General features: G+C 70.1%; 12 protein-coding genes. 3 read left to right on the forward strand and 9 right to left on the reverse strand.

Annotated features, from left to right (window positions below):
- The first annotated feature begins 89 nt into the window (after positions 1–89).
- A complete protein-coding gene (locus MWN34_RS17275; protein ID WP_247030549.1) occupies positions 90–1,163 on the forward strand; it encodes a glycosyltransferase family 4 protein in 1,074 nt (357 codons plus the stop codon).
- A complete protein-coding gene (locus MWN34_RS17280; protein WP_247030550.1) occupies positions 1,160–1,960 on the forward strand; it encodes a small ribosomal subunit Rsm22 family protein in 801 nt (266 codons plus the stop codon). The genes MWN34_RS17275 and MWN34_RS17280 overlap by 4 nt, the downstream gene beginning before the upstream one ends.
- On the opposite strand, the gene MWN34_RS17285 is transcribed toward MWN34_RS17280, so the two are convergent.
- From MWN34_RS17285 to MWN34_RS17305, 5 genes are all read right to left on the reverse strand, one after another.
- Positions 1,910–2,746, reverse strand: coding sequence for a RibD family protein (locus tag MWN34_RS17285; protein ID WP_247030551.1), 837 nt, complete (start codon positions 2,744–2,746; stop codon positions 1,910–1,912). The two genes, MWN34_RS17280 and MWN34_RS17285, sit on opposite strands and share 51 nt — an antisense overlap.
- A gap of 9 nt (positions 2,747–2,755) precedes the next feature.
- Positions 2,756–3,649, reverse strand: a complete 894-nt coding sequence (locus tag MWN34_RS17290) for an SDR family oxidoreductase (protein WP_247030552.1) — start codon at positions 3,647–3,649, stop codon at positions 2,756–2,758.
- Between the two features lie 134 nt (positions 3,650–3,783).
- A complete protein-coding gene (locus MWN34_RS17295; protein ID WP_247030553.1) occupies positions 3,784–6,963 on the reverse strand; it encodes an efflux RND transporter permease subunit in 3,180 nt (1,059 codons plus the stop codon).
- 168 nt (positions 6,964–7,131) lie between these two features.
- Entirely contained in the window at positions 7,132–8,400 is a 1,269-nt protein-coding gene (locus MWN34_RS17300; RefSeq protein WP_247030554.1) for an efflux RND transporter periplasmic adaptor subunit, read from the reverse strand.
- Positions 8,401–8,416: 16 nt separating this feature from the next.
- Positions 8,417–9,268 carry an alpha/beta hydrolase gene (locus MWN34_RS17305; RefSeq protein WP_247030555.1) on the reverse strand — a complete coding sequence of 284 codons (852 nt, stop codon included), beginning with the start codon at positions 9,266–9,268 and terminating at the stop codon, positions 8,417–8,419.
- Between the two features lie 156 nt (positions 9,269–9,424).
- Here MWN34_RS17305 and MWN34_RS17310 point away from each other — a divergent pair, with 156 nt between their 5' ends.
- Positions 9,425–10,351: a LysR family transcriptional regulator gene (locus tag MWN34_RS17310; protein ID WP_247030556.1), complete on the forward strand. Its 927-nt coding sequence runs from the start codon at positions 9,425–9,427 to the stop codon at positions 10,349–10,351.
- A 23-nt stretch (positions 10,352–10,374) separates the two neighbouring features.
- On the opposite strand, the gene scpA is transcribed toward MWN34_RS17310, so the two are convergent.
- The 4 genes from scpA to MWN34_RS17330 form a co-directional block, all read right to left on the reverse strand.
- The gene (scpA, locus tag MWN34_RS17315; protein ID WP_247030557.1) at positions 10,375–12,534 is read right to left on the reverse strand and encodes a methylmalonyl-CoA mutase; all 2,160 of its coding nucleotides are present in this window, start codon (positions 12,532–12,534) and stop codon (positions 10,375–10,377) included.
- Between the two features lie 40 nt (positions 12,535–12,574).
- Complete coding sequence (locus MWN34_RS17320; RefSeq protein WP_247030558.1) at positions 12,575–12,973, reverse strand: hypothetical protein; 399 nt, start codon at positions 12,971–12,973, stop codon at positions 12,575–12,577.
- Between the two features lie 66 nt (positions 12,974–13,039).
- On the reverse strand, positions 13,040–14,947 hold the full coding sequence (locus MWN34_RS17325) for a methylmalonyl-CoA mutase family protein (protein ID WP_247030559.1): 1,908 nt from the start codon (positions 14,945–14,947) through the stop codon (positions 13,040–13,042).
- Entirely contained in the window at positions 14,947–16,962 is a 2,016-nt protein-coding gene (locus MWN34_RS17330) for an acetyl-CoA carboxylase biotin carboxylase subunit (RefSeq protein WP_247030560.1), read from the reverse strand. The genes MWN34_RS17325 and MWN34_RS17330 overlap by 1 nt, the downstream gene beginning before the upstream one ends.
- Between the last annotated feature and the right edge of the window lie 30 nt (positions 16,963–16,992).

Below are 16,992 nucleotides of genomic sequence, written 5' to 3' on the forward strand. Positions count from 1 at the left end.
GCCGGGTCGGGATCTTGCGCAAAGCGCCGGGCGCGCCATGTCCCCCTGAAATGTCTTCCGTCCCCGATCGCTCGCCGGATATCGCCGCCTTGTCCGCTTCCTGCTGTTCGCTCGCTTTCGCCATCCCCGGCGATATCGAAACGCCCACCGGCGGCTATGGCTATGACCGCCGGCTGATCGCGGAATTGCGCAAACTCGGCTGGGAGGTGGCGCATGTGCCGCTGCCCGGCAGCTATCCCTTCCCGGACGAGGCGGCGCGGGCGGCGACGCGGGAGCGGCTGGCGCAGGTGCCGGCCGGCGTGCCGCTGCTGGTGGACGGCCTCGCCTTCGCCGTCATGGCCGAGGAGGCGGCGGTGCTGGCGGGACGGCGGCCGCTGGTCGCGCTCGTGCATCACCCTCTGGCGCATGAGACGGGACTCGACCCCGCCATCGCCGCGAAGCTGCGGGCCAGCGAGGGCGAGGCACTGGGTTTCGCTCGTGCCGTCATCGTCACCAGTCCGGCGACGGCGCAGGCACTGGCTTCGGAATTCAGGGTCGCGCCGGAGAAGATCACCGTTGCGGTGCCGGGCACCGATCCCGTCCCGCCGGCGCGCGGTTCCGGCGGGCCGGGCGTGCGGATGCTGAGCGTGGGCTCGCTGCTGCCCCGCAAGGGACATCTCGATTTGGTGACGGCGCTGGCAAGTCTTACCGCTCTCGACTGGAGCCTCGACATCGTGGGCGGCGGCGGGCTCGATCCGCCCTATGCGCGGATGCTGGTGCGCGCGGTGGAGGAGGCGGGGTTGACGGAGCGCATCAGCCTGCGCGGAGCGTTGAAGCGCGATGCGCTCGACGCGCTCTATGACGGCGCCGACCTCTTCGTGCTGGCCTCGCATTATGAGGGCTACGGCATGGCCTATATGGAAGCCGTCGCCCACGGCCTTCCGGTGGTCGGCACCACCGGGGGCGCGATTGCCGAGACGGTGGGCAGCGCGGCCGAACTGGTCGCGCCCGGCGACGTTCCTGCTTTGCGCGACGTGCTGGCGCGGCTGCTGGCCGAGCCGGCCGCGCGGGAGAGGCTCGCCGTCCGGGCGCGAGAGGCCGCCAGCGCGCTGCCGTGCTGGCCCGACACCGCCCGGCGGGTCGCGGGCGCGATCGCGGGGCTTGCTGCCGGAGCGCGCGGATGAGCAGCTTTTCCGCTGATTGGCTCGCTTTGCGCGAGCCGGCGGACCTCCGGGCGCGATCGCGTGATCTGGCGCAGGGTCTCGCCTTGCGCTGGGTGGGCGGGCGGATCGTCGATCTCGGCGCCGGCACCGGGGCCAACCTGCGGGCGCTGGCGCCGCTGCTGCCCGGTCCGCAGCACTGGTGCCTCGTGGACCATGACACGGCGCTGCTGACGGTGGCGGCCGGGCGCCGGGTCCGCGATGCCGGCGGCGGCGCGGTTACGATCGAGACCCGCCGGCTCGATCTCGCGGCACCGGGGTGGGAGGCGGCGCTGACAGGGGCCGACCTCGTCACCTGCTCGGCGCTGCTCGATCTTGCCGGTGCCGCGCTTCTCGGCCGGCTGGTCGAGGCTGTGTGCCGGGCGCGGGCCGCCTTCCTCGCCGTGTTGAGCGTGGACGGGATGGACGACCTCATGCCGGCTGACCCGCTCGACAACGCGGTGCTCGACGCCTTCCATGCCGATATGCGGCGCGACAAGGGGCTTGGCGCCGGACTTGGCATCACCGCACCGGGCCTTGCCGCGCGGATGTTCGCCGAGGCCGGCTATCGGGTCGCCACCGCGCCATCTGACTGGAGGATCGCCGCGCGGGACGAGCCGGAACTGGCGCGGGCGCTGATAGAGGGCTGGGCCAAGGTGGCGGCGGGGCGGCTTGACGATGCGGCCTGCGCGGCCTGGCGCCGGCGGCGCGAGGGCGAGGTCGCTGCCGGTTCACTCGAGATCCGGGTGGGCCATCTCGATGTGCTCGCCTGTCCCGCCTGAGCCGTTCACCGCGAAGTCGCAGTCGAACAGCACGTCGCCGCCCAGCGCGAAGATGCGGGTTGGTGGACGCTCGCAATCCGACAGATGGCGGGGGTGGCGCAGGGTGAAGCCGGACGGGCCGTCGCCCATCAGCAGCGGGGCGACGATGAGGTGCAGCCGATCCAGCGCGCCGCTGTCGATGAAGCGCGAGACCGTTTCCGCCCCGCCCTCGATGAGCAGGCGCGCCAGCCCCACGGCGTGGAGGGCGGCGGCGAGGTCGGCCGGGGCGAAGCCGTCTGCCGTTTCCGTCACGCGGACCACCTCGACGCCTGCCGGCAGGTCCACCGCCGCGTCACGGCCCACCAGCACCACGCGGCGGGCGCCGTCTTCGCGGAACAAGGCAAGGTCGCCCGGCACCCGGCCGCGCCGGTCGATCACCACCCGCGCCGGGTTGGGCGCGTGGTCGTGGCGCTCGACATGGCGCACGTCGAGCCGGGGATTGTCGGCAAGCGCGGTGGAGGCGCCGATGACGACCGCATCGACCAGAGCGCGCAACCGGTGCAGATGGCAGATGCCGCGCCGGCCATTGATGTATTTGGACTCGCCGAAGCTGTTGGCTATGCGTCCGTCCAGCGATTGGCCGAGCTGGGCGATGACGAAGGGACGGCTCTCGCCGGCATGCACGAGCGGGGCGAACAGGCTGTCGCGCGGCACGAGACGTGGTTCGCCGGCCCGCCGTGCGGCCCCCAGCACCTGCCAGGCCTCCGAACTCTCGTCGCGGGCGCTTCGGTCGGCATCGAAGGACATTGCGGCCGCTCAACCGTTCACGATGGTTCCGCCATTGGGATGCATGACCTGCCCGGTGATGTAGGACGCCTCCTCGCTCGCCAGGAAGACGTGGCAGGAGGCGACCTCGTTCGGCTGGCCCGGTCGTTTCATCGGTGCGTGCTTGCCGTGCTCCGCGGTTTTCTCCGCGTCGAATGAGGCCGGGATCAGCGGCGTCCAGATCGGGCCGGGGGCGACCGCGTTCACCCGGATCCCCCGCTCCAGCAGCGCCTGCGACAGCGAGCGGGTGAAGGCCACGATGGCGCCGCGGGTCGCGGAATAGTCGATCAGCGCCTCATTGCCCTTATAGGCGGTCACCGAGGTGGTGTTCACGATGGCGCTGCCCTGCGGCATGTGCCGGAGCGCCATCTTGGTGAGGAAGAAATATCCGAAGACATTGGTGCGGAAGGTACGTTCGAGCTGTTCGGCGGGGATTTCCAGCGGGTCCTCCACCATGTGCTGCTCGGCGGCGTTGTTCACGAGGATGTCGAGCGCGCCGAACTGGGCGATCACCTTCGTCACCGCCTCCGCGCAGAAATCCTCCGAGCCGATGTCGCCGGCAAGGCTCATGGCACGGCGTCCCTCGCTCTCGATCAGGGCGAGGGTCTTCGCCGCATCCTCGTGCTCGTCGAGATAGAGGATGGCGACATCGGCGCCCTCGCGCGCCATGGCGACCGCGACGGCCCGGCCAATGCCGCTGTCGCCGCCCGAGATGAGGGCGACCTTGCCCTTCAGCCTGTCGGCGCCGGGAAAGCGCGGCATGTAGTCGGGCTCCGGCACCATCTCCGCTTCGATGCCTGGCTGGCGGTCCTGGTGCTGCGGGGGAATGGTCTGGTCCTGCGCGGCCTCGGTCGCGGTCTTCGGCGGAGCGGTGTGCTCGTTCATCGCGGAGCCTCCTGTGACGTATCCTCATGGCGGACACGCCCGGGCCAACGCCGCGCGGGGAGGTCGGTTCCGTATCGGTAACAGAGGGGGCCCGGCGCGGGGCGGGGGGCGGGAAACCCCGCGCCGGGCAGGTGCTATTCCGCCGGCGCGGGAGCGGGCGGGGTTGCACCATGGTGTGTCAGCGCCCTGTTGCCAGTCAGGCGTCGCAGCGCGACGTAGAACACCGGCGTCAGGAACAGGCCGAAGAAGGTCACGCCGATCATGCCGGAGAACACCGCGACGCCCATGGCGTGCCGCATCTCCGCGCCCGCGCCGGTGGAGAGCACCAGCGGCAGCACGCCCATGATGAAGGCGAAGGAGGTCATCAGGATCGGCCGCAGCCTAAGGCGGCTCGCCTCGATCGCGGCCTCCACCGGATTACGCCCGGCGAATTCCAGCTCGCGGGCGAATTCCACGATGAGGATCGCGTTCTTCGCCGAGAGCCCGACCAGCACCACGAGGCCGATCTGGGTGAAGATGTTGTTGTCGCCCCCGCCCATCCATACGCCGAACAGGGCGGCGAGCAGGCCCATCGGCACGATGAGGATGATCGCGATGGGCAGGGTCAGGCTCTCATATTGCGCGGCGAGCACGAGGAAGACGAGCAATATGGCGAGCGGGAACACCAGCACCGCGGAATTGCCGGCCAGGATCTCCTGGTAGGTGAGGTCGGTCCATTCGAATTCGAAGCCGGGCGGCAGCACCTCGGCGGCGATGCGCTTCGCGGCGTCCTGCGCCTGTCCGGACGAGAAGCCGGGGGCGGGCGAGGCGTTGATGTCGGAGGTGAGGAAGCCGTTATAGCGCATGGCGCGCTCCGGCCCCGCCGTCGCCTGCACCTTGATGAGCGCGGAGAGCGGGATCATCTCGCCGGAATTGGAGCGCACCTTCAGCTTGCCGATGTCCTCCGGGCGGGCGCGATAGGGCGCATCGGCCTGGGCCCGCACCGAATAGGTACGGCCGAAGGCGTTGAAGTCGTTCACATAGAGCGAGCCGAGATAGACCTGGAGCGTCTCGAACACGCTCGCCACCGGCACGCCGAGCTGGCGGGCCTTGGTGCGGTCCACATCGGCGAAGATCTGCGGCACGTTGATCTGGTAGGTGGTGAACTGGCCGGCGAGCTCGGGCGCCGCCATCGCCTTCGCCATGAAGGCGTTGGTGACGTCGCTCAGCGCCTCGTAACCGCGTCCGGCACGATCCTCGATCTGCAGCTTGAAGCCGCCCACCACGCCGAGGCCCTGCACCGGTGGGGGCGGGAACATGGCGATGAAAGCGTCCTTGATCGAGGCGTATTTCTGGTTGAGCGCCATCGCGATGGCGCCGGCGCTGAGCGAGGGGTCCCGCCGCTCGTCGAACGGCTTCAGCACCGAGAACACGATGCCGGCATTGGACGAGTTGGAGAAGCCGGCGATGGACAGGCCGGGAAAGGCCACCGCGCTCTCGACACCCGGCTGGGCAAGCGTGATCTCGGTCATGCGGCGGATCACCTCTTCCGTACGGTCGAGCGTGGCGCCGTCCGGCAACTGGGCGAAGCCGACCAGATACTGCTTGTCCTGCGCCGGCACGAAGCCGGAGGGCACCGCCTGGAACATCCACCACGTCGCGCCGAGCATCACGGCGTAGAACAGCATGACGAGGCTCTTGACGTGCAGGATGCCGCCGACGCCCTTGCCATAGCCCTGCGAGCCGCGGCGGAACACGACGTTGAAGCCGCGGAAGAACCAGCCGAACAGCGCGTTGATGATGCGCTGCAGGCGGTCCGGCGGGGCGCCGTGGCCCTTGAGCAGCAGGGCCGAGAGGGCGGGGGAGAGCGTCAGCGAATTGACCGCCGAGATGACGGTGGAAATGGCGATGGTGAGCGCGAACTGCCGGTAGAACTGGCCGGACAGCCCGCTGATGAAGGCGAGCGGCACGAAGACCGCCACCAGAACCAGCGCGATGGCGACGATGGGCCCCGACACCTCGCTCATCGCCTTGTAGGAGGCCTCGCGCGGCGAGAGCCCGGCCTCGATGTTGCGCTCGACATTCTCCACCACGACGATCGCGTCATCGACGACGATGCCGATGGCCAGCACGAGCCCGAACAGGCTGAGCGCGTTGATGGAGAAGCCGAACACATACATCACCGCGAAGGTGCCGATGATGGAGACCGGCACCGCCAGCAGCGGGATGATGGAGGCGCGCCAGGTCTGGAGGAACACCACCACCACGATGACCACCAGCAGCACCGCCTCGAACAGCGTATGTACGACCGCCTCGATCGAGGCGTCGACGAAGCGGGTGGTGTCGTAGACGATGGCGTAGTCGACGCCTTCCGGCATCGTCTTCTTGATCTCCTCCATCGTCCTGCGGACATTGGCGGCGATCTCCAGCGCGTTGGAGCCGGGCGCCTGGAACACGCCGATGCCGACCGCCTGCCGGTTGTCGAGCAGCGAGCGCAGCGCATAGTCCGAGGCGCCCAGCTCGATGCGGGCGACGTCGCGCAGCCGCACCACCTCGCCATCCGCGCCGGTCTTCACGACGATGTCGCCGAACTCCTCCTCGCTTTCGAGGCGGCCGCGGGCATTGATGGAGAGCTGGAGGTCCACCCCGTTCGAGGCGGGCGAGGCGCCGACGCTGCCGGCCGCCGCCTGCACGTTCTGGGCGCGGATCTCGTTCACCACGTCGCCGGCGGACAGGCCGTGTTCCGCGATCTTCTGCGGGTCGAGCCAGATGCGCATCGAGTAGTCGCCGCCGCCGAAGATGTCGATCTGGCCGACGCCGGGGATGCGGGCCAGCCGGTCCTTGACGTTCAGCACGCCGTAATTGCGCAGGTAGTTGATGTCGTAGCGGTCGTTCGGCGAGACGAGGTGCACCACCATGATGAAGTTGGGCGAGCTCTTGGCGGTGGTCACGCCGAGGCTGCGCACCTCTTCCGGCAGGCGCGGCTCGGCCTGGCTGACCCGGTTCTGCACGAGCTGGGTGGCCTTGTCCGGGTCGGTGCCGAGCTTGAAGGTGACGGTCAGCGTCATCACGCCGTCGGTCGTCGCCTGGCTGGACATGTAGAGCATGTCCTCGACGCCGTTGATCTGCTCCTCGATGGGGGTGGCTACGGTCGCGGCGATCACCTTGGGCGAGGCGCCGGGATAGGTGGCGCGCACGATGACCTGCGGGGGCACCACTTCGGGATATTCCGAAATCGGCATGATCCTGAGCGCCAGCAGGCCGGCGACGAGGATGAGCACCGAGAGAACGGCGGCGAAGATCGGGCGGTCGATGAAGAAGCGGGACAGGTTCATGGCTGATCTCCCCCCACGGGAGCTGACGGACGAAGGAAACGGCCCGCCGTCCCGACAAGCGGGTCGGCGGCGGCGCGCGGGGCGCGCAGGCGTTACGCAGGACAGGCGCTGCACGCATTGCGTGCAGCAGGACATGACCGGCCCGCAGACGCGGGACCGGCGCCTTGATCAGTCGCCGGCGGCGATATCGGTGCGCGCGGGAGTGCCTTCGGCCTTCGCCGTCATCGGCACCTTTTCCGGCGCGACCACAGCGCCGGGCCGCACGCGCTGCAGCCCATTGACGACGATGGTCTCGCCCGGCTTGAGCCCGGAGGTGACGATGCGCAGCCCCTCGGCCGGCGCGCCGAGCTTCACCTCGCGATAGATCGCCTTGTTGCCGGCATCGACCACGAAGACGAACTTCTTGTCCTGATCGGTGCCGACCGCGCGCTCATTGATGACGATGGCCGGCTCGGTCCGGGCCCGGCCCATGCGCACCCGCGCGAACTGGCCCGGCTTCAGTCGCCCGTCGGCATTGTCGAAGGTGCCGCGCAGCCGGAGCGTGCCGGTGGCGGCCTCCACCTCGTTGTTGACGAGCTGGAGATGGCCGCGCACGGGCGTGTCGCCGGTGGTGCCGGTGCTGATCTCGATGGGGATGCGGTCGATGGCGTCGAGGGCGCCCGGGCCGTCGCCGATGGAGGCCAGAGCCTTGCCGACCGTATCCTCGTCGGCGTCGAAGCTGACATAGATCGGGTTCACCGAGACGATGGTGGTGAGCACGGGGGCGGTGGGGCCGTCGGCGACGAGATTGCCGGGCGTGACCTCCAGCCGGCCGACCCGTCCGTCGATGGGCGCGCGCACCTGCGTGTGGTCGAGGTCGAGCTGTGCGGAGACGACGGCGGCCTTCGCCGCGCGCAGATTGGCCTCGGCCTCCTTGTAGTTGTTGACGCGCTGGTCGAGCTCCTGCACCGACACCACCTTGGCGTCGACGAGGCGCTGACCGCGGTCCATCTCGCTCTTGGTATAGGCGAGGCGGGCCTCGGCCGCGGAAACCTGCGCCTGCGCGCGGTCGAGCGTCGCCTGATAGGGCGCGGGGTCGATGGTGACGAGCAGATCGCCCTTCTTCACCAGCGCGCCCTCGCGAAAGCGGGCCTCCTCCAGCGCGCCGGAGACGCGGGCGCGCAGCTCGACGCGCCCGACCGCCTCCAGCCGGCCGGAGAATTCGTCCCAGCTCATCGAAGGCTTGGCCTCGACGGTGGCGACCGAGACCGGCATGGCGGGCGGCGCGGCGGCGGCAGGGGGATCGCCGGCATCGGCAAGGCTGCTCGGCCAGATGGTGAAGCCCGTGGCGAGCGTCACCGACAGTGCGGTCAGCCCGGCAAAGGCGAAGCCGGTGGCGAGACGGGCAGACGTGCCGCGGTTGGATGTCCGGCGGGTGGATGTGGACGGATGGCTCATGACATTCTCCCGGCCGTCAGGGCCGCGTGCTGTCTGAAAGACGTTCCGGCACCGCCCTTTCCGACGGGCGGGCGAGGAAGTCGCGAAAAACGCTCCGCAACGGCCCGCACCAGTCGGGCGGCATTGCGGGGGAAGCGTCGGGATTCTCGGCCAGCGCCGCCGGCCAGCGCGTCGGGGCGGGCACCACATGCGTGGTGACCGGCACGCCGCCGGCCTTCAGCCGCTCGCCATAGGCAAGGCTCTCGTCACGCATCGGATCGTCCTCGGCGGTGAGGATCAGCGCGGGCGGCAGCCGCCCAAGCCGGTTTGAACCGAGCGGGGCGGCATAGGGATGGGCGGCCTTCTCGGCCGAGCCGAGATAGCGGTGCCAGCCCTCGGCGAAGCGGCACCCCACCGCGCCGGCTTCCGCGGCGCGGATCGAGCGGGTGGCGAGCGCCGGATCGAGCATGGGCGAGATCAGTATCTGCCCGGCGAGCGGGGGGCCGCCCTGGTCCCGCGCCATCAAGGCGAGCGCGGCGGCAAGGTTGGCGCCCGCTTCCTCGCCGGCCACGAACAGCCGCGCCGCCCGCCCCGCCCAGCAGGAGCGGCGGGCATGGAGCGCCTGCAGCGCCGCGAAGGAGCGGTTCAGCGGCTCCGGGAACGGATGGGCGGGGGCCAGCGGATAATCCACCGAGGCCACCAGCGCGCCGGCTTCCGCCAGCAGCCGCGCCACGCACTCCCCGCAGGCCGGCGAGCCGGCGGTGAAGGCGCCGCCATGCAGATGCAATACGAGTGCGGGCGAGCGCTGGCTGTCCGCCGGGCGATAGAAACGCACCGGCAGCCGGCCCTCGCCGGTTTCAAGCTCACTCTCGCTCCAGCCGCAGCCCATGGTGATCGCTATCCAAGGGCGGAATGGCCCTGTTGCGATGCAAAAGTTAGCCATGCATGATAGGCAAATAAATCGCGCAAATGACATTTCATTGTTCCTATTTGTGAACAATGAAACAGATTGATCGCTCCGATCACGCGGACGGGATGGAAGGCCATGGATCAGCTTGCTGCAATGCGGGCCTTCGCCGGCGTGGTGGAAACGGGCAGCTTCACCCGGGCCGCCGACCGGCTGGACATGCCGAAGGCGACCGTCACCAAGCTCGTGCAGCAGCTCGAGGCGCGGCTCGGCACCCGCCTGCTCAATCGCACCACCCGCCGCGTCGGCGTGACGCCGGACGGCGCGGCCTATTACGAGCGCGCCAACACCCTGCTGAACGACCTCGACGAGCTCGATTCCAGCATGGCCTCGGCGCGGGCGACGCCGCGCGGGCGGCTGCGCGTCGATGTCTCGACCGCGCTGGCGCTGCTCGTCATCATCCCGGCGCTGGCGAGCTTCCACGCCCGCTTCCCCGACATCGCGCTCGACCTCGGCGTGTCCGACCGCCCGGTGGACCTCATCGCGGAGAGCGTCGACTGCGTGATCCGCGGCGGCGACCTGCTGGACCCGACGCTGGTCGCGCGCCGCATCGCCGCGCTCGACATGGTGACCTGCGCCACCCCGGCCTATGTCGCGGAGCATGGGCCGCCGGCTCACCCCACGGATCTTGAGAGCACGCATCGCGGGATCAACTATTTCAGCCCGCGCACCGGGCGCAGCTTTCCCTTCACCTTCGAACGCGACGGCGAGGCGGTGGAGGTTCGGCCGCGCCACATGGTGTCGGTGAACGATTCCACCGCCTATGTCGCGGCGGCGCTGGCCGGGCTCGGCATCGCCCAGCTTCCAGCCTTCATGGCGCGCCCCCACATCGCCGATGGCAGCCTCGTGCGGGTGCTGACCGACTGGGCGGTGGAAGGGATCGACGTCCATGTCGTCTACCCGCCGAACCGCCATCTCAGCAGCCGCGTGCGCGTCTTCGTCGACTGGATCGCGGAGCTGTTCGCGACGTCCCGGTTGCTGCAGCCTGGGCCGTTGGTGGGGTGAGGAGGGCGGCGTGGCTTCGGCCTTTACGCCGCCGGTCCGGGATGTCCCAGCCTCTCCGCGAGGCGCCGCACCAGCGTGGCGGCGGCCTCCGCGATCACCGTGCCCGGCGGATAGATCGCCTCGGCGCCGGCGGCGTGCACGGCGGCGTAGTCCTGTGGCGGCACCACCCCGCCGACCACGATCATGATGTCGCCCCGCCCTTCCGCCTCCAGCGCCGCCTTCACCTGCGGCACCAGCGTGAGATGCCCGGCGGCGAGCGAGGAGATGCCGATGACGTGCACGTCGTTCTCCACCGCCTGCCGCGCCGCCTCCTCGGGCGTTGCGAAAAGCGGCCCGATATCGACATCGAAACCGAGATCGGCGAAGGCGGAGGCGATGACCTTCTGGCCGCGGTCGTGGCCGTCCTGCCCCAGCTTGGCGACCAGAAGGCGCGGGCGGCGGCCTTCCTCGGCCTCGAACGCCTCGACCAGCGCGCGCACCTCGTCGACCTTGTGGGACACCTGGTCCATCTCCCGTCGATAGACGCCCGTTATCGCACGGATTTCGGCACGATGGCGGCCGAAGACGCGCTCCAGCGCATCCGAGACTTCACCGACCGTCGCCCGGGCCCGGGCTGCGTCGATGGCGAGCGCGAGCAGATTGCCGCTCCCGCGCGCGCCGGCTTCCAGTGCGGCCAGTGTCGAGGCCGTGGCGGCGGGATCGCGCTCGGTCTTGAGCCGGCGAAGTTTCTCGATCTGCGCGCTGCGCACCGCGGAATTGTCGATGCGCAGCACGTCGAGCGCCGGCTCGTCGGCGATCCGGTAGCGGTTCACGCCCACCACCGTCTGCGCGCCGGAATCGATGCGCGCCTGCGTCACCGCGGCGGCTTCCTCGATGCGCAGCTTGGGAATGCCGGCCTCGATGGCATTCGCCATGCCGCCGAGCTTTTCCACCTCCGCCAGATGGGTGCGGGCGCGGGCGGCGAGATCGGCGGTGAGGCGCTCGACGAAGAAGGAACCGCCCCACGGGTCGATGGCACGGGTGGTCCCGCTTTCCTGCTGTAGCAGGATCTGTGTATTGCGGGCGATGCGGGCGGAGAAGTCGGTCGGCAGTGCCAGCGCCTCGTCCAGCGCATTGGTGTGGAGCGACTGGGTATGGCCCTGCGTAGCCGCCATCGCCTCGACCATGGTGCGCATGACGTTGTTGAACACGTCCTGCGCGGTCAGGCTCCAGCCGGACGTCTGGCAATGGGTGCGCAGCGGCAGCGATTTGGGGTTCTTCGCGCCGAGGCCCTGCATCAGTTCCGCCCAGATGAGGCGGGCCGAGCGCAGCTTGGCGATCTCCATGAAGGCGTTCATGCCGATCGCCCAGAAGAAGGACAGGCGCGGGGCGAAGCTGTCGATCGGCAGCCCCGCCGCCATGCCGGCGCGCACGTAATCGACGCCGTCCGCCAGCGTATAGGCCAGCTCCAGATCTGCCGTCGCCCCGGCCTCCTGCATGTGGTAGCCGGAGATCGAGATGGAGTTGAAGCGCGGCATCTCCCCGGACGTGAAGGCGAAAATGTCGGAGATGATCCGCATGGAGGGCGCTGGCGGGTAGATGTAGGTGTTGCGGACCATGAACTCCTTGAGGATGTCGTTCTGGATGGTCCCGGAAAGCTGCGCCGGCTTCACGCCCTGTTCTTCCGCCGCCACGATGTAGAGCGCCAGCACCGGCAGCACCGCGCCGTTCATCGTCATCGACACGCTCATCGTATCGAGCGGGATGCCGGCAAACAAAGTGCGCATGTCGAGGATGGAATCGATCGCCACGCCGGCCATGCCGACATCGCCGGCGACGCGGGGATGGTCGCTGTCATAGCCGCGATGGGTGGCGAGGTCGAAGGCGACCGAGAGCCCCTTCTGCCCCGCCGCGAGGTTGCGGCGGTAGAAGGCATTCGAGGCTTCCGCCGTGGAGAAGCCGGCATATTGCCGGATCGTCCAGGGCTGGGTCACGTACATGGTGGGATACGGCCCGCGCAGGAAGGGCGCGATGCCGGGGAATTGCCCGCCAATGCCGAGCCCTTCGATATCCGCGGGACCATGCACCGGGTTCACCGCGATGCCCTCGGGCGTCACCCATGGCTGGCCACCGGCAGCGGGATGAGGGCCGGGTCGGGCCGGGCTTCGCCACGGGCGGGCTGAAAGGTCGGGAATGCGGCTCATCGCGCGCCTCCATTTCGGGCGCGAGGGGAAGGTGGGGCGGCTATTTCCGCTGCGCGAGCCAGGCGCCGAAGCAGGAACTGGTCGGCGAGTGCCAGCGGCCATTGGCGCGACGCATGGAGGCGTTGCCCTCCACCACGGCCTGATCGGCGCCGTTTTCCACCAGAAGCTTCACCTGCCCCTTCGCCGTGATCGTGCCGGTGATCGAGATCAGCCACGCGCCGGAATAGCTCACCACGCCCTTCTCGATCTCCACATCGAAGGTCTTCATCTCCCCGCAACCGTCCTTCAGCGGCCGGGCCGCCACGGTCCAGATCCCGTCGAAACGGTGCGGATCGGCCGCCGAGGCCGGGGTGGCGATGGCGAGCAACGCCAATGCGGCGGCCGTCGTCAGTGCCGCGTGCGGCGCGGGCAGGCAGGAGCGGGGGGCAGGTGCTGTCATGATGTCCGGTTCCATGGTCCGGCGTGCCGGAGAGAAGCCGCCGGCAGGGCGGAGGCATCGCGGCGATCATCGTCCCGAACCTCCCAGTCCCGCAAGATGTTCCGGCGACCCGGAAGCGCCCGGGCCAGCGTGTCGTGCCGGCGCACCGTCAGGATCCGGCGCGCGCTGCGCGGCGCCGAGCACGGCGAGCGCGTCGCAGCCGGCGAACAGGAAGCCGTCCATGCCGGCGGCGCGGAGCGGAGGCTCGTTGCCGCCCGGCTTTCCGGCCAGCAGCAGATGGCGCACCCCGGCGGCCTTCAGCGCGCGGGCCAGCGGGGCGGCGCGGGTCTCATACAGCATATCGGGCCCGCACAGGCAGGCGAGCGGGGCGCCGCGGGCCGCCGCGACAAGCGCCTCGTCGTCGAGGCCGGCCTCGCTCGCCTCGACCTTCAGCCCGCCGGCCGCGAACAGCGCGCGGGCGAAGCCCAGCCGCGCCGCCGCTTCCACTGCACTGCCGAGCGGGAGAAGGCGCACCGCGGCGCCGGACGCCTCGCCGCGGGCGCGGAGCTGTTCGAAGGCTTCGGCCAGCCGCACGCGGGACAGCGGCTCGCACTGGATCGCGCCCTCGATGAAAGGCGTCGGCTGCGCGGGCGGCGCCGGGGCAAGCACGGCGGGCACGGCCTCGCCGGGCAGCGCATATTCCGAAGTGCCGGTGATCGGCAGGCGGCGGGTGGCGACGAGCGTGGCGCGGGCGCGCTGCGTCTGTGCCAGACGACGCTGCCAGGTGCCGGCGGTGAGAGCTTCCACCATGCCGCCCTCCTTCTCGATGGCGCGGACCATCTCCCACGCCGCCCCGGCGAAGGCCTCCGTCCGCTCCTCGATCGCCCCAGCACCGGCGGCGGGGTCGGTGACGCGGTGCAGGTTCGCTTCCTCGATCAGCACATGCTGGGTGTTGCGGGCGAGGCGGCGGGCGAAGCCGTCGGGCAGGCCGAGCGCGGCGGTGAAGGGCAGAACGGTGAGGCTGTCCGCTCCGCCGACCCCGGCACCGAAGGCGGCGATGGTGCCACGCAGCAGGTTCACATGGGTGTCGTGCCGGGTGAGCATCCGCCACGAGGTCTCCATGTGCAGCGCCAGCGGCGGCGGGTCCTCGAGCCCACATTCCCCGAGCAGGAAACGCCAGAGCAGCCGGGCGGCGCGCGCCTTGGCGAGCGTAGCCAGCAGGTCGACATCGGCGGCGAGCGTCACCTCGATGAGGCGGGCGGCCTCCGTGAGGTCGAGCCCCGATTCGTCCAGCGCGCGCAGATAGGCGAGCGCGGTGGCGAAGGTGCCGGCGAGCTCCTGTGCCTCGCTCGCCCCGGCATCGTGGGCGAGCCGCCCGTCGGCGCGCACCATGGGCCGGGTGAGGCCGCGGGCGCGCAGCGCGGCGACCGTCTGGCCGAGCCGGGCGGCGAGCGCGTCCCACTCGATCGGCGCCGCCCCGCGCGCGGCGAGATCGCCGATGGGATCGAGCCCGGTGCGCAGGTCGAGGCGGGCGGGATCGAAGCCGCCGAGCCGGTTTGAGACCGCCAGCGCCAGGTCGCGGCCGCGAAAGCCGCCGCATTCGATGCGCAGCGTCACGATCTCGGCCAGCACCCCCTCCAGCACGCGCCCGATCGCCTCCGCGGTCTCCGGCAGGCCGAAGCCATCCGCGGCGGGGGAAGATGCGAAGACCAGCGTCGCGCCATCCGCCCCGCCCTCGAGGTCTTCGAGAAGCTGGGCGTTGGCGGCCGCGGGATCGGAATGGTCGATGCGGGCGATGATCCGCCACGGCACACCCGGCGCGCGGGCGAGGATCGGCGGCTCGCCGCGCGGGGCGGGCAGGGCGTCGAAGGCGAGGCCGTCCAGCGTCGTCGTCACCATGCGCGCGTCGTAGGGCGCACCTTTCAGCACCCCCTCGACCAGAGCGAGCCAATCCGCGCGGCTGGCCGGCGGGAAGGATGTGGCGGGGGCGTCCATCACGCGAACTCGAGGATCACGGCATCGACGGCGAGGCTGTCGCCGGGGCGGGCGAGCACCTTCTTCACCACGCCGTCGCGCTCGGCGCGCAGTACGTTCTCCATCTTCATCGCCTCGACCACCGCGAGCGGCTCGCCGGCCTTCACCTCCTGACCCTCGCCCACCGCCACAGAGACGACGAGGCCGGGCATGGGGCAGAGCAACTGCTTGCCGGAGGACGCGGTGACCTTTTCGGGCATCAGCGCGGCCAGTTCCGCCTCGCGTTCGGTGTAGACGATCGCCTCCACCGTGACGCCGGCATGGGAGAGCAGGAAGCCGTTGAGCTTCGGGCGCACCTGCACCGCGATCGCCTCATTGTCGAAGCGGCCCTGCCAGACCGGCTGGCCGGGCTTCCACGCGGTGTGGATTTCATGCGTACCCGCCGGGCGGCCGGCCTCGTCGAGACAGGTGACGATGAAGCCGCCGGCCGAGCGGTCGACCTCGCAGGGGAGGTTCCGTCCGCCGAGCGTCACCACGCGCCGGTGCTGGAAGGTGACGGTACGTCCCGGAAGTTGCCCGGAAATGCCGCGCTTGCGGGCATTGCCGATATTGTCGATCACCGCCGCCACCGCAGCGATCCGCCGTGCGAGGCCGGGGGTGAGCGGGGCGCCCTCGAAGCCGCCGCGATATTCCTCGGCGATGAAGCCGGTGGAGAGGCGGCCCGCCTTCCACCGCTCATGGCGCATCAGCGCGGCGAGGAAGGGGATGTTGTGCTGGATACCGTCGAGCGCGAAGGCGTCGAGCGCGTCCGCCTGCGCGGCGATGGCCTGTTCGCGGGTGGGGCCGTGGGTCACCAGCTTGGCGATCATCGGGTCGTAGAACAGGGAAATCTCCCCGCCCTCATAGACGCCGGTGTCGTTGCGTACCGTCACCCCGTCCGTGGTGCCCTCGGCGGGCGGACGGTAGCGGGTCAGGCGGCCGATGGAGGGCAGGAAATTGCGGTAGGGATCCTCGGCATAGATGCGGCTTTCCACCGCCCAGCCATCAAGGCGCACGTCCTCCTGACGGATCGCGAGCGTCTCGCCCGCCGCGACGCGGATCATCTGCTCCACGAGGTCGATGCCGGTGACCAGCTCGGTCACCGGATGCTCCACCTGCAGGCGGGTATTCATTTCGAGGAAATAGAAGGAGCGGTCCTGCCCGGCGACGAACTCCACCGTGCCGGCCGAATCGTAATTCACCGCCTTCGCCAGTGCGACCGCCTGCTCGCCCATCTTCTTCCGGGTGGCCGCGTCCAGCAGCGGCGAGGGCGCTTCCTCGATCACCTTCTGGTTGCGGCGCTGGATGGAGCATTCGCGCTCGCCGAGATAGACGACGTTGCCGTGCTTGTCGCCCAGCACCTGAATCTCGATGTGGCGCGGGTCGGTGATGAACTTCTCGACGAAGACGCGATCATCGCCGAAGGAGGACTTCGCCTCCGAGGTGGCGCGCTCGAAGCCGTCTTTCACCTCCTCGCGCGAATGGGCGATGCGCATGCCCTTGCCGCCGCCACCGGCGCTGGCCTTGATCATGACCGGATAGCCGATCTCGTCGGCGATGCGGGCGGCGTGCGTGGCATCCTCGATCACGCCGAGATAGCCGGGCACGGTGGAGACCTTCGCCGCGGCGGCGGCCTTCTTCGATTCGATCTTGTCGCCCATCGCCTCGATGGCGTGCGGGTTCGGCCCGATGAAGACGATGCCCGCCGCCTCCAGCGCCTGCGCGAAGGCGGCGCGCTCGGACAGGAAGCCGTAGCCGGGATGCACCGCCTGCGCCCCGGTCTGCCGGCAGGCCTCGATGATGCGCTCGATCACCAGATAGGACTGCGCGGCGGGGGAGGGGCCGATAGGTACCGCCTCGTCCGCCATCGCCACATGCAGCGCGTCGCGGTCGGCGTCGGAATAGACCGCGACGGTGCTGATGCCCATGCGCCGGGCGGTCTTGATGACCCGGCAGGCGATCTCGCCACGATTGGCGATGAGGATCTTGGAGAACATGGGTTCCCGGCCTTTACTGCACCTCTCCCC

This window comes from Ancylobacter crimeensis (genome assembly GCF_023016805.1).
GTDB lineage: Bacteria > Pseudomonadota > Alphaproteobacteria > Rhizobiales > Xanthobacteraceae > Ancylobacter > Ancylobacter crimeensis.